Genomic DNA, 12312 nt, shown 5'->3' with positions numbered 1-12312 from the left:
CAGATCTGCGCCGTCTGCCGCACGGTGCCAGAGGGGGATGGCCATGGCTCACAATAGCTTCCGGGACGCTCGTCACCCGCTGTTGCTGCTCGTCATGGCCGGCCTGGTGTCGGGCTGTGCGGTGTTCGGCGGCGGCGCATCGGTCCCGAGTCAGCCACCGCCTGTTCCCACCGCGCAGGAGCGGGCGCAGGCCGCGGGACTGCATCGCGACGGTCTGCGCGCCATGTACCCGCCGCGCGGCACCGCACCCGACCCCGACCGTGCATCCCGGCTGATCGAGGCCGCCGCCGATCTCGGCGATCCCGACGCGCAGTTGCTCGTCGCAGGCAGTCACCTCTATCGCACCGACGGCGGGCGTGACGCCGCGGCGGCGATCCCCTGGCTGCATCGTGCCGCCCAGCAGGGCGTGCCCGACGCGCAGTATCGCCTGGCCCGGCTGATCGAAGCCGGCGACGGTACGTCGCGGGAGCCCGCCTGGGCCGCGGTCTGGTTCCAGCGCGCAGCCGAACGCGGCCTCCCCGAGGCGCAATTCGCCATGGGCCTGATGCAGGTCGTCGGCGACGGCACGGCACCCGATGAGGCGGAGGCACTTGCGCGCATCGCCCTGGCGGAACGTCGGCGCGTTCCCGACGCGCAGCGTTACCGCCAGGCTCTCCAGCGACGCGTACCGACGACGCAGGCGCGCCAGGCTGCGGCGCGGATCGCCGCGGAGACGGCGCGCGGCCCGGTGGTGACGCCTGACCGGCCGCTGGTCCGCTTCGCGCAGTCGGTGCTGGCGCGTCGGGGGGGCTGGACCGTGCCGGTGGATGGGCGCGATGGCCCGCAGATCCGCGCCGTGCTTGCGGATTTTGCTCGCCGACAGGGCATTGCCGCCGCCTCGCCCTATGACCCCGCGGTGATCGACCGGCTCAGGGCCCTCGCCTCGTGAAGGCGAGGGGCCCCGGACGAGTTGTTACCGCGGCACCCCGAGCGTCGGGTCGGAGGGCGGCAGGCCGAGCAGGCTGTCGACGCGGGACACCACGTCCGCGCTGACCGGGCGATTTGCCGCGGCGGCGAGTTCCTGCGCCCGGGCCGTCGCGATTGCATGGTCGCGAACCGCAACCTCGGCCGGGGTCCGCGCTGGCAGGGAGAGTGCGCTCAGCATCGCCTGCTCATAGGAAGCGATCTGCCCGACGCGGGAATTCGGCGCGGCGTTGGCGCGCGCCGTCGGCGAGGCATGCGCGGCGTTCAGCGCACCGAGGGCGCTCGCGACCGCACCGCGGTCGCGACCGGCGGTATCGCCACCGCGGCCCTGGCTGCCTGAACCACCGCGACCGGAGGCTGAGGCCGACCCGCTGTCGCCGCGCCCGCCGCCGATGCCACCGCCCTGGCCCTGGCCCTGACCTTGGCCATGCCCACCGGCGTTGCCGGCATTATTGCTTCCGCCGCCCTGGCCACCGCCATTGCCGCCCGCATTGCCGCCACCATTGCCACCACCTCCGCCGCCACCACCTCCGCCACCACCGCCGCCGCCTCCGGCGGCATGGGCAGCGCTGTCGAGGACAGGCAGGAGCGACGGCAGGGTCGCGAAGGCGACGCCTCCGAGCAGCAGGAGCATGCGGGATGATGCGAACGGCCGCGCGATACTGGACATCAGAATTCCTCCATCCGGAAGGCCGGTGTGGCAGGGGCGAGGCCCCTCTGGCGCGCCAGCGGAAAACGCTCCACCTAAGGCAGTATGACAGTCTTTACCGGTTTCGTCGTTTACCTGCTGGTCTGGTGGACGGTTCTCTTCGCCATCCTGCCGATCGGCACCCGCACCGATCCGGAGGGCGACCTGGCCGCGGGTGGCTGGCGCGGCACGCCGGTCGCGGCGAATCTGCTGCGCAAGGCAATCGCTACGACAGTGGTTTCGGCCATCATCTGGGTTGGGATTTGGGCTTTGGTGGAGAGTGAATGGCTCTCCTTCCGATCGGGCCCGCTGGCGCTGCCAGGGCCTTGAACAGGAAAGGGGCAGATCCGCGCCGGGTTTGCTCCGCTTTCGCGCAGGACGCGGTTCATCGCCGCTTTTTTCATCCTGCGCTGCGGTATTTTTCGTTGTCGCCAGGGCCGTGTGCGGCCATTCTTATTTTCAGGAAGAGATTGGTTCTCTTCCTGCCGTGTGACTGGCGTTTCCTCCCTAAACTTGGGCCGCGACCTTTGGGGCGCGGCCCTTTCTTTTTCTAGGGCTTCTGCGTGCGCGGCCGCAAGCGGAAACCATGCATTCACACCTTGCTTGCGTATTTTTCTGTCGCCAGGCCGTTCGCGGTCGCAGCATTATTGCAAAACTGAAGGCCCACGCGACGGCGTCGTCTCGCCGGAACCATCAGGCGCGGCGTTCGCTGTCCTGCGGTTCATCCTGGCCCCTTCCGGCCTGGCGCCCCGGCCAGTAGGTTCCCGCCGACGATCGCTGCAAAGGACTGACCGTGCGCCTCTCCCGCGCTTTTCTGCCGACGCTGAAAGAAACCCCTGCCGACGCGCAGATCGCATCCCATCGCCTGATGCTGCGCGCCGGGCTGATCCGCCAGACATCCGCGGGCATCTATGCCTGGCTACCGGCCGGGTTGCGCGTGCTGCGGCGCGTCGAGCAGATCGTGCGGGAGGAACAGGACCGCGCCGGCGCGCAGGAGATCCTGATGCCGACCATCCAGTCGGCCGATCTCTGGCGCGAATCCGGTCGCTACGACGACTACGGCAAGGAGATGCTGCGCATCACCGACCGGCATGATCGCGACATGCTGTTCGGCCCGACCAACGAGGAAATGGTCACCGACATCTTCAGGACCTATGCGAAGTCGTATCGCGACCTGCCGCGCAACCTCTACCACATCCAGTGGAAGTTCCGTGACGAGGTGCGCCCGCGCTTCGGCGTGATGCGCGGGCGCGAGTTTCTGATGAAGGACGCCTATTCCTTCGATCTGAACAAGGAAGGCGGCGAGCATTCCTACCGCCAGATGTTCCTCGCCTATCTGCGCACCTTCCAGCGCATGGGGCTGACAGCGGTGCCGATGCGCGCCGATACCGGGCCGATCGGCGGCAAGCTGTCGCATGAATTCATCATCCTCGCCGAAACGGGCGAGAGCGGCGTGTTCTACGACGCGGCCTATGAGACGACGGATTGGGCCGGCGCCGATGTCTCCACCGATGACGTGGATGGCCTGAAGACCTTCTTCGACCACGTGACCACCAACTACGCCGCGACGGATGAGATGCACGACACCGCCGCGTGGGCCACCGTGCCCGAGGCGCGCCGCCGCGAGGGCAGGGGCATCGAGGTCGGCCACATCTTCTTCTTCGGCACCAAGTATTCCGAACCGCTCGGCCTGTCCCTCGCTGGGCCGGACGGGACGACGGTGGTGCCCGAGATGGGCTCCTACGGCATCGGCGTCTCCCGCCTGGTCGGCGCGCTGATCGAGGCGAACCACGACGAGGCCGGCATCAAATGGCCGGATTCCGTCGCCCCCTGGGCCGCGGCCATCCTGAACCTGCGCGTCGGCGACGCTGCCACGGACGCGATGTGCGAACAGCTCTACGCCGCGCTGGGTGACCAGGCCGTCTATGACGATCGCGGCGCGCGGGCCGGCGAGAAATTCGCCGATGCCGACCTGATGGGCTTCCCGTGGCAGGCCATCATCGGCCCGCGCGGTGCCGCCGCAGGAAAGGTCGAGCTGAAGCGCCGCGCCACGGGCGAACGCGCCGAGGTCTCACTTGAGGACGCGATCGCGAAGATCCGCAGCGTCTGAGTCGCGCGCATGTTCGATGCCTTCGAGCGCGCCGTCGCCTTCCGTTACCTGCGGGCGCGGAAAGGGGAGCGGTTCGTCTCGATCGTCGCGCTGTTCTCGCTGGTCGGCATCACGCTCGGCGTGGCGACGCTCATCATCGTCACCTCGGTGATGAACGGGTTCCGGGCCGACCTGATGAACCGGATCATCGGGCTGAACGGGCATCTGACGATCCAGCCGGAGCGTGGCCGGGCACTCGAAGGGTATGAGGCGATCCTCGCCCGGCTTGGCAGCATCGGTGGCATCGCGCAGGCAGCCCCGGTGGTGGAAGGTCAGGTGCTGCTGACCGCACCGTCCGGCGGCGCGGCTGCGGCCCAACTCCGCGGCCTGCCGCCCGAGGCGCTGCGCGCCCGCCCCGCCATCCAGCGCGCGTTGCGCGTCGGCAGCCTCGATGCCTTCGACGCCGAGGATTCGGTCGTGATGGGCTGGCGCCTCGCCCAGCGCATGCGTGTCCAGACCGGGGACAGCGTCACCCTGCTGCTGCCGCAGGCGCGTGGCGGGGATTTCACCACGGCACCGCGCCAGCGGACGATGACGGTGGTCGCGACCATCGATCTCGGCATGCCGGAATATGACGGGCGGACGATCTTCGTCCCGCTGCCTACGGCGCAGGCGCTGTTCAACCTTGGCGACGCGGTCAGCCAGGTGGAGATCCTGGTGGCCGACCCGTCCCGCATCGCGCCGGTGACGACGGCGGTGCGCGCCACCTTCGCCGGGCAGCCGCTGCGCATCACCGACTGGCAGGGGGCGAACAGCAGCATCTACGCGGCGGTCGTGGTCGAGCGGAAGGTGATGTTCCTGATCCTGACGCTGATCGTCGTGGTGGCGGCGTTCAACATCATCTCCTCCCTGACCATGCTGGTGAAGGACAAGGGGCGGGACATCGCCATCCTGCGCACCATGGGCGCGCGGCGCGGTGCGGTGCTGCGCATCTTCATCCTGTGCGGGGCGACAATCGGCTGCGGCGGCACGCTGGCGGGCTTCGCGCTCGGCCTCGGCGTGGCGACGAATTTCCCGGCGCTGCGCAATGGCCTCGCCTGGCTGGAGGAAACCGGGCTGTTCGGGGCGGAGCTGCGCTTTCTGATGCAATTGCCCTCCGTCGTGGAACCCGGCGAGGTCGCGGTGATCGTGGCGATGGGCTTCGGGCTATCGCTGTTGGCCACGTTGTGGCCGAGTTGGCGCGCGGCGCGGATCGACCCGGCCGAGGCGCTGCGGCATGGCTGAGCCCGGCATGTTCGGTGCCTTCGAACGCGCCGTCGCCGCCCGCTACCTGCGGGCGCGCAAGGGTGAGCGCGCGGTATCGCTGATCGCCGGCTTCTCGCTGGCGGGCATCGCCTTGGGCGTCGCCACGCTGATCGTCGTGCTGTCGGTGATGGGCGGCTTCCGGCAGGAATTGCTGAGCCGTATCCTGGGGCTGAACGGCAATCTCGGCGTCGCCGCGGCCGAGGGGATGCTGGGCGACTACGATGCGATCGCCGCGCGCATCCGCACCCTGCCGCAGGTCGCGCAGGCGACGCCAACCCTCGAAGGACAGGTGCTGATCACCACCGATGCCGGGGCGTCCGCCGGCGGTCTGGTGCGCGGCGTCGCGCCCGAAGAACTGCGCCAGCGCCCCATCATCGCCGGCAATATCCGCGCCGGCACCCTGGCGGATTTCGCCGGCGACGACGTGGTGGCGATCGGCACAGTGCTGGCGCGCCGGCTCGATGCCGGGGTGGGGGACCGGATCACGGTGATCTCGCCGGAGGGCCGCACCACGGTGTTCGGCACGGTGCCGCGGCTGCGCGCCTATCGCGTGGCTGCGATCTTCGAGGTCGGCATGCAGGAATACGATGCCGCCTTCGTCTTCATGCCGCTGCAGGCGGCGCAGATCTTCTTCCAGCGGCGCGGCCTGGTCAGCCAGATCGAGGTGCATCTGCGCGACCCCGACGCGGCCGGACCCGTGGCACGGGCAATCCGCCAGGCGCTGATGGGCCAGCCCGTCGCCATCCTGGACTGGCAGACTGCCAACAGCAGCTTCTTCCAGATCGTGCAGGTGCAGCGGAACGTGATGTTCCTGATCCTGACGCTGATCATCGTGGTGGCGGCATTCAACATCATCTCGTCCCTGATCATGTTGGTGAAGGACAAGGGGCGCGACATCGCCATCCTGCGCACCATGGGCGCGGGGCGCGGCGCGATCCTGCGCATCTTCCTGCTGTGCGGCGCGGCCGTCGGCGGCGCGGGCACCGTGGCGGGGCTGCTGATCGGGCTGGCCTTCTGCGCGAATATCGAGACGATCCGCCAGGCGCTGATGAGCGCGACGGGCACGACCATCTTCGACCCCGAGATCTACTTCCTCACCCGCATCCCCGCCGTGGTGGACCCGTGGGAGGTCGGCCAGGTGGTGGGACTCGGATTTCTTCTGTCGCTGCTGGCGACGATCTTCCCGAGCTGGCGCGCGGCGCGGCTCGACCCGGTGGAGGCGCTGCGCCATGAGTGACGTCCCGCTGCGCCTCGCAGCCGTCGAGCGGCGCTACCGGTCCGGCGCCGGTGAGCTGCCAGTGCTGCGTGGTGCCGAGCTGACGCTCGCCGCCGGGGAGATCGTGGCGCTGGTAGCACCGTCCGGCACCGGCAAGTCGACGCTGTTGCACCTGGCCGGCCTGCTGGAGAAGCCCGATGGCGGGGAAGTCTTCGTCGAGGGCCGTGCCGCGGGGTCGCTGTCGGATGATGCGCGCACGGCAATCCGCCGGAACACCATCGGGTTCGTCTACCAGTTCCACCACCTGCTGCCGGAATTCACGGCAGAGGAGAACATCGCCCTGCCGCAGATGGCCGCCGGGGTGTCGCGCAAGGCGGCGGGCCAGCGGGCGCGGGAGTTGCTGGCGGCCTTCGGGCTGACGGGGCGGGAGAGCCATCCGCCAGGCAAGCTTTCGGGCGGCGAGCAGCAGCGAGTGGCGATCGCCCGCGCTCTGGCGAACCGGCCGCGCATCCTGCTGGCGGACGAGCCGACGGGGAATCTCGATGTCGGGACCTCCGACCACGTCTTCGCGGAGTTGCTGGAGCAGGTGAGGGGGCATGGCGTCGCTGCGCTGGTGGCGACGCATAATCCGGCCCTGGCGCAGCGGATGGACCGGATCGTGACGCTCAGCGAGGGGCGGGTCATCCCCGCCCCGTAGGGCTCAATAGGCGGCGGTGAAGATCGTGCCGCGATGGGCCGGTCGCTCGACCTCATCGAGCAGCGCGACCGCGTAATCCTCGGCGCTGATGCGGCTCTGCCCGTCGGCATCCGTGAGCAGCGTCCGACCGCCGAGACGGAAGGTCCCGGTGCGTTCGCCCGGCGCAATCATCCCAGCCGGGGCGAGCACCGTGTAGTCGATGCCGCTGGCGGCGATGCGCTCGAAGGCGGCGCGCATGGCCCGCGCCTCGGCGTTGTAGGGTTCCGGCACATGGTCGGCGACCGGGCTGCCATCGGGCAGGTTCAGCGACCCGGCACCGCCCACCAGCACCAGGCGCTTGCCCGTGAGGGCGGCGATCAGTGCCTCGGCATAGGCCAGGGCCTCGACGGCGGGTTTGCCGGTGCTGCGCGGGCTGGCGGCGGCGATCACGACATCCGCCGAGGCCGCAGCGGCGGACAGGCCCGGAACGTCGGTAATCTCAAGGCGCAGCGGCGTGACGCCGGCGCGGGCTTCGATCCGGTCCGGATTGCGCGCCGCGGCCGTGACATGATGGCCGCGCGACAGCGCTTCATTCAGCAGACGGCTGCCGATCATGCCGGTCGCGCCGATCAGGAGGATGTTCATGGTCGTGATCCCTTGCCAGGAGTGATGCAGGCAGGGCAATTACGGATGGTAACCTGGTTCCACCAGATCCATTTCCGTGTCACATGGTTACCCGAAGGGAACCGCGATGCCCGCGCCGCATGCCACCAGCCATGCCTGCCCGATCCGTGACGTGCTCGACCGCGTCGGCGATGCCTGGTCGGTGCTGGTGATCACCGAACTGAACAAGGGGCCATGCCGCTTCAATGCGCTGCGCCGCGTGGTGGACGGAATTTCCCAGCGCATGCTGGCGGTCACGCTGCGGCAGCTGGAACGCGACGGGCTGGTGTCGCGGCGCGTGACGGATGGCCGCCCGCCGCAGGTCACCTACGGGCTGACGGCGCGCGGCGTGTCATTGCATGCCGCGCTGGCGCCGCTGGCCGATTGGGCGGCGCGGCACCAGCAGGCGATCCGCGACTCCCGCGCAGCCTTCGAAGCCACGCAGGCCCTCGCGGCCTGACCGTGTCAGGCGAGAACGAGCAGCACCGCGCCGACCGCCGCAATGCCGGCGCCGCCAGCGCGCAGCACCGCCGCCCGGCCGGTCGCCACGCGGCCCATGGCGAAGCCCGCCGCATGCAGCACCGCCGAGGCCGCCAGCATCCCAGCCGCCGTCAGCAGCACCAATCCGCCGATCTCCCCGCCATGCGCCGCGCCATGCAGCAGACCGAAGCCGGCCGCGAGCGACAGGGCGACCGCCGCGCGCATCGGCACCGCCAGCGCCACCACCAGGCCAAGGACCAGCACCGTCGCCGCCACACCCGGTTCGATCCAGGCCGGCAGCGTCGTCAGCAAGCCGAGGCCGATCCCGGCGGCCATGCCGGCCAGGAAGGCCGCGGGCAGCGTCCAGGCCCGCGCCAGCCCCGACTGCGCCGCCCACAGCCCGATTGCCAGCATGGCGACCAGGTGATCCACGCCCAGCAGCGGATGCGAGAAGCCGGCGGCCAGCCCTTCGGCATGGCCGCCATGGGCGAGCGCCGGACCGGCAGCGAGTATGGGAAGGATCAGGGCGCTGGCGCGCAGCAGGCGCGGGGGCATGGCGGGCTCCGTATGAAGGCGGTTTCGCCGGCGATCCTGATGATGCCACCGGACGCGTGCAAGGCAGGCAAGGCGCATGCCGCGATGGGCCGCCGGCGAGCAGCGCATTGCCCCGGGGGCCGCAAACGGAGCATCCGCTTTCCCGCGACCGCCTGCGTTCCGCGCGGCGGTGCGCCGGGCTACCCTGCCGGATGCCCGCGAGTCCTGTCATGACCGACCAAGCCGCCTTCATCCATCTGCACGTCCATTCCGCCTATTCGCTGAGCGAGGGCGCCATCAAGGCGGACAAGCTGGCGGCGCTGGCGGCATCGAACGGCATGCCGGCGGTGGCGCTCACCGACAGCGCGAACATGTTCGGTGCGCTGGAATTCGCCGAATACTGCACGAAGAAGGGCGTGCAGCCGATCATGGGTTGCCAGCTGTTCCTGACGCGCGCCGAGTCCGATCCGGACCGCCCCGACGTCGCGCGGCAGAACCCGGATCCGCTGGTGGCCCTGGCGATGGATGCGGCTGGGCTTCAGAACCTGCAGAAGCTGTCCTCTAACGGCTATCTGCGGGAAGATCCATCCGGCCGGCCTGCTATCACGCTGGATCTGCTTCGGAAGCATTCGGCGGGCATCTTCCTGCTGACAGGCGGCACACTGGGGCCGGTGGCGCGGTTGCTAGGCGATGGACGCCGTGATGCCGCCGAGCGGATCCTGCACGCATTGCGCGAAGCCTTTCCCGACCGCCTGGCCGTTGAACTGCACCGCCACGGCCTGCCGCAGGAACGCGCCATCGAGGCCGGGCTGCTGGCGCTGGCGCAAGACGCGCGGCTACCCATCGTCGCCGCCAACGACGTCTATTTCGCCGCGCGCGAGATGCATGAAGCGCATGATGCGCTCCTGTGCATCGCCGAGGGCCGCACCATGGCCGAGCGTGACCGCCGCCGCGTCACGCCCGAGCATTGGTTCAAGCCTGCGGCGATGATGCGCGAATTGTTCGCCGACCTGCCCGAGGCCTGCGACAACACGCTGTCCATCGCGCGGATGTGCGCCGTGATGGCGGAGAGTAAGAAGCCCGAACTGCCGATCTGCCCCAAGGTGGGCGAGGGCATGACCGAGGCCGAGACCGTCCGCGCCATGGCGAAGCAGGGGCTGGAGAAGCGCCTGGACGCCATGCAGCCGGCGCCGGATGAGGCGAAGCGGCAGGTCTATCGCGACCGGCTCGACTATGAACTCGGCGTGATCGAGAAGATGGGCTTCCCGGGCTACTTCCTGATCGTGGCGGACTTCATCCAGTGGGCGAAGGCGCAGACGCCGCCGATCCCGGTGGGCCCGGGTCGTGGGTCGGGTGCGGGGTCGGTCGCCGCCTGGTCGCTGCTGATCACCGATCTCGACCCGCTGCAATTCGGCCTGCTGTTCGAACGTTTCCTGAACCCCGAGCGCGTGTCGATGCCGGACTTCGACATCGATTTCTGCCAGGACCGGCGCGACGAGGTGATCCAGTATGTGGTGCGCGAATACGGTGCCGATCGCGTCGCGCAGATCATCACCTTCGGCAAGTTGCAGGCGAAGGCGGCGGTGCGCGACGTCGGCCGCGTGCTGGGCATGCCCTATGGCCAGGTGGACAAGATTGCGTCGCTGATCCCGTTCAACCCGGCCAAGCCGGTCACGCTGGGCCAGGCGATCGAGGGCGAGCCGCGGTTGCAGGAGATGCGTGACGGGGATGAGCAGGTGGCCCGCCTGCTCGACATCGCGCTGCAGGTCGAAGGGCTGTTCCGCAACGCCTCGACCCATGCCGCCGGCGTCGTGATCGGACGCAGGCCGTTGGTCGAGATCGTGCCGCTGTATCGCGATCCGCGCTCGCCGATGCTGGTGACGCAGTATTCGATGAAATACGCGGAAGCGGCATCGCTGGTGAAGTTCGATTTCCTCGGCCTGAAGACGCTGACGGTGATCGAACGCGCGCTGGCGATCCTGAAGGGGCAGGGGGTGGAGGTCGATATCGCCGCCATCCCGCTCGACGACCCCAAGACCTACGCCATGCTGGCCAAGGGCGATGCGGCGGGGGTGTTCCAGTTCGAAGGGCAGGGAATGCGCGACTGCCTGCGGCAGATGCGTGCCAGCCAGTTCGAGGACCTGGTCGCCGCCGTGGCGCTGTATCGCCCCGGGCCGATGGCGAACATCCCGGCATACTGCGCGCGCAAGGCGGGCGAGGCGTGGGAGCCGCCGCATCCGGCGATCATGCACATCCTGTCCGAGACCTACGGCATCATGGTCTACCAGGAGCAGGTCATGCAGATCGCGCAGGACTTGGCCGGGTATTCGCTCGGCGCCGCGGATCTGCTGCGGCGCGCCATGGGCAAGAAGATCCGCTCCGAGATGGAGGCGCAGCGCAAGATCTTCTGCGACGGTGCGGAGACGCGCGGGATCGAGCCGGCCAAGGCGGCCGAGATCTTCGACCTGATGGAGCGCTTCGCCGACTACGGCTTCAACAAGTCGCATGCGGCGGCCTATGCGCTGGTCAGCTACCAGACGGCCTGGCTGAAGGCGAACCACACGGTGGCCTTCCTGGCGGCGTCGATGACGCTCGACCTGTCCAACACCGACAGACTGGCCGGGCATATGCAGGAATGCGCGCGGCTCGGGATTCCGGTGCTGCCACCAGACATCAACCGCTCAGGCGCAGACTTCCGCGTGGAGACGACGCCCGAGGGCAAGGAGGCCATTCGCTTTGCGCTGGCCGCGGTCAAGCGCGTCGGCGAAGCGGCGATGAAGGACCTGGTGAAGGCGCGCGACGCGGATGGGCCTTTCGTGTCGCTGGCCGAGTTGGCAGCACGGGTGGACCCGAAGCTGCTCAACAAGATGCAGATCGAGAACCTGGCCCGCGCCGGGGCCTTCGAATGCCTGGAGAAGAACCGCGCCAAGGTGATGGCCGGCGCCGAAACGATCCTGCGCCGCGCTCAGGCCGATGCCGAGGAACGCGGGTCGGGCCAGATCGGGCTGTTCGGCGGTGAAACGAAGAGCGATGAGCCGCTGCGGCTCCCCGAGGTGCCCGACTGGCCCTTACTGGAACGCCTGGCGCATGAGGCGGAGGCGGTCGGCTTCCACCTTTCCGCCCATCCGCTCGATACCTATCGCAAGGCGTTGCAGCGGCTCGGGGTGACGCCATCGGCGCTGATCGCCGACCGGGCGCGGGCGGGATCGTCGCGGATGAAGCTGGCCGGGACGGTGGTGAACGCCAAGGAACGCACCACCAAGACCGGCAGCCGCATGGCCTGGGTGCGGCTGTCCGATGCCCAGGGATCCTTCGAGGTGACGTGTTTTTCGGAGGTCCTGAACCGGTCGCGGGAGTTGCTGGCGGAAGGCCAGGCGGTGCTGGTGACCTGCGAGGCCCGGATGGAGGGCGAAGCGTTGCGCCTAACGGCCAATGACGTCGAGGGGCTTGAGAAGGCCGCGAGCGGTGCGGGTGGCGGCGTGCGGCTGTGGCTGGATGACATTGCCGGGGTGCAGCCGATCCAGGCGCTGCTGACGCGTGAAGGTCGCGGGCGCGGCCGCGTGGTGCTGGTGCCGCGCACCGGACCGGGCCAGGAGGTTGAGATGGCGTTGCCCGGCGGCTTCAATATCGGGCCGCGGGTGATGCAGGCGATGAAGGTGCTGCCCGGCGTTTCGGCAATGGAAGAGATCTAGATCGGC

11 protein-coding genes are annotated in these 12312 nt (G+C 69.3%); 8 read left to right on the top strand and 3 right to left on the bottom strand.

Going from position 1 to position 12312, the window contains the following annotated elements; translation table 11 throughout:
* Positions 1-43 precede the first annotated feature (43 nt).
* Positions 44-928 (top strand): tetratricopeptide repeat protein, encoded by an 885-nt coding sequence (locus tag AAFN86_RS06915; protein WP_347542541.1) that lies wholly within the window; start codon positions 44-46, stop codon positions 926-928.
* 24 nt (positions 929-952) lie between these two features.
* On the opposite strand, the gene AAFN86_RS06910 is transcribed toward AAFN86_RS06915, so the two are convergent.
* Positions 953-1633, bottom strand: coding sequence for a hypothetical protein (locus tag AAFN86_RS06910; protein WP_347542540.1), 681 nt, complete (start codon positions 1631-1633; stop codon positions 953-955).
* Positions 1634-1717: 84 nt separating this feature from the next.
* Between AAFN86_RS06910 and AAFN86_RS06905 the strand changes: the two genes are divergently transcribed.
* The 5 genes from AAFN86_RS06905 (at position 1718) to AAFN86_RS06885 (ending at position 6958) form a co-directional block, all read left to right on the top strand.
* Entirely contained in the window at positions 1718-1981 is a 264-nt protein-coding gene (locus AAFN86_RS06905) for a DUF1467 family protein (protein WP_347542539.1), read from the top strand.
* Positions 1982-2444: 463 nt separating this feature from the next.
* Positions 2445-3761 carry a proline--tRNA ligase gene (gene proS / locus AAFN86_RS06900; protein ID WP_347542538.1) on the top strand — a complete coding sequence of 439 codons (1317 nt, stop codon included), beginning with the start codon at positions 2445-2447 and terminating at the stop codon, positions 3759-3761.
* Between the two features lie 9 nt (positions 3762-3770).
* Positions 3771-5024, top strand: a complete 1254-nt coding sequence (locus tag AAFN86_RS06895) for a lipoprotein-releasing ABC transporter permease subunit (RefSeq protein ID WP_347542537.1) — start codon at positions 3771-3773, stop codon at positions 5022-5024.
* Between the two features lie 7 nt (positions 5025-5031).
* Positions 5032-6282: a lipoprotein-releasing ABC transporter permease subunit gene (locus AAFN86_RS06890; protein WP_347542858.1), complete on the top strand. Its 1251-nt coding sequence runs from the start codon at positions 5032-5034 to the stop codon at positions 6280-6282.
* A complete protein-coding gene (locus tag AAFN86_RS06885; RefSeq protein ID WP_347542536.1) occupies positions 6275-6958 on the top strand; it encodes an ABC transporter ATP-binding protein in 684 nt (227 codons plus the stop codon). Before AAFN86_RS06890 ends, AAFN86_RS06885 begins: the two co-directional genes overlap by 8 nt.
* Positions 6959-6961: 3 nt before the next feature.
* On the opposite strand, the gene AAFN86_RS06880 is transcribed toward AAFN86_RS06885, so the two are convergent.
* A complete protein-coding gene (locus AAFN86_RS06880; RefSeq protein ID WP_347542535.1) occupies positions 6962-7582 on the bottom strand; it encodes an NAD(P)H-binding protein in 621 nt (206 codons plus the stop codon).
* Between the two features lie 106 nt (positions 7583-7688).
* Between AAFN86_RS06880 and AAFN86_RS06875 the strand changes: the two genes are divergently transcribed.
* Complete coding sequence (locus AAFN86_RS06875) at positions 7689-8060, top strand: helix-turn-helix domain-containing protein (protein WP_347542534.1); 372 nt, start codon at positions 7689-7691, stop codon at positions 8058-8060.
* Positions 8061-8065: 5 nt separating this feature from the next.
* On the opposite strand, the gene AAFN86_RS06870 is transcribed toward AAFN86_RS06875, so the two are convergent.
* Positions 8066-8635: a HupE/UreJ family protein gene (locus AAFN86_RS06870; protein WP_347542533.1), complete on the bottom strand. Its 570-nt coding sequence runs from the start codon at positions 8633-8635 to the stop codon at positions 8066-8068.
* 209 nt (positions 8636-8844) lie between these two features.
* Here AAFN86_RS06870 and dnaE point away from each other — a divergent pair, with 209 nt between their 5' ends.
* Positions 8845-12306 (top strand): DNA polymerase III subunit alpha, encoded by a 3462-nt coding sequence (gene dnaE / locus AAFN86_RS06865; RefSeq protein WP_347542532.1) that lies wholly within the window; start codon positions 8845-8847, stop codon positions 12304-12306.
* The last annotated feature ends 6 nt before the right edge of the window (positions 12307-12312 follow it).

This window comes from Roseomonas sp. CAU 1739 (genome assembly GCF_039839775.1).
Taxonomy (GTDB): domain Bacteria; phylum Pseudomonadota; class Alphaproteobacteria; order Acetobacterales; family Acetobacteraceae; genus Neoroseomonas.
Note: the sequence above shows the minus strand (reverse complement) of the source record. Positions and strands in the feature narration are given on the sequence as shown.

Coding starts and splice junctions, on each gene's coding strand:
- AAFN86_RS06915 (WP_347542541.1), top strand. CDS start 44: ATGGCTCACAATAGCTTCCGGGACGCTCGTCACCCGCTGTTGCTGCTC.
- AAFN86_RS06910 (WP_347542540.1), bottom strand. CDS start 1,633: ATGTCCAGTATCGCGCGGCCGTTCGCATCATCCCGCATGCTCCTGCTG.
- AAFN86_RS06905 (WP_347542539.1), top strand. CDS start 1,718: ATGACAGTCTTTACCGGTTTCGTCGTTTACCTGCTGGTCTGGTGGACG.
- AAFN86_RS06895 (WP_347542537.1), top strand. CDS start 3,771: ATGTTCGATGCCTTCGAGCGCGCCGTCGCCTTCCGTTACCTGCGGGCG.
- AAFN86_RS06890 (WP_347542858.1), top strand. CDS start 5,032: ATGTTCGGTGCCTTCGAACGCGCCGTCGCCGCCCGCTACCTGCGGGCG.
- AAFN86_RS06885 (WP_347542536.1), top strand. CDS start 6,275: ATGAGTGACGTCCCGCTGCGCCTCGCAGCCGTCGAGCGGCGCTACCGG.
- AAFN86_RS06880 (WP_347542535.1), bottom strand. CDS start 7,582: ATGAACATCCTCCTGATCGGCGCGACCGGCATGATCGGCAGCCGTCTG.
- AAFN86_RS06875 (WP_347542534.1), top strand. CDS start 7,689: ATGCCCGCGCCGCATGCCACCAGCCATGCCTGCCCGATCCGTGACGTG.
- AAFN86_RS06870 (WP_347542533.1), bottom strand. CDS start 8,635: ATGCCCCCGCGCCTGCTGCGCGCCAGCGCCCTGATCCTTCCCATACTC.
- dnaE (WP_347542532.1), top strand. CDS start 8,845: ATGACCGACCAAGCCGCCTTCATCCATCTGCACGTCCATTCCGCCTAT.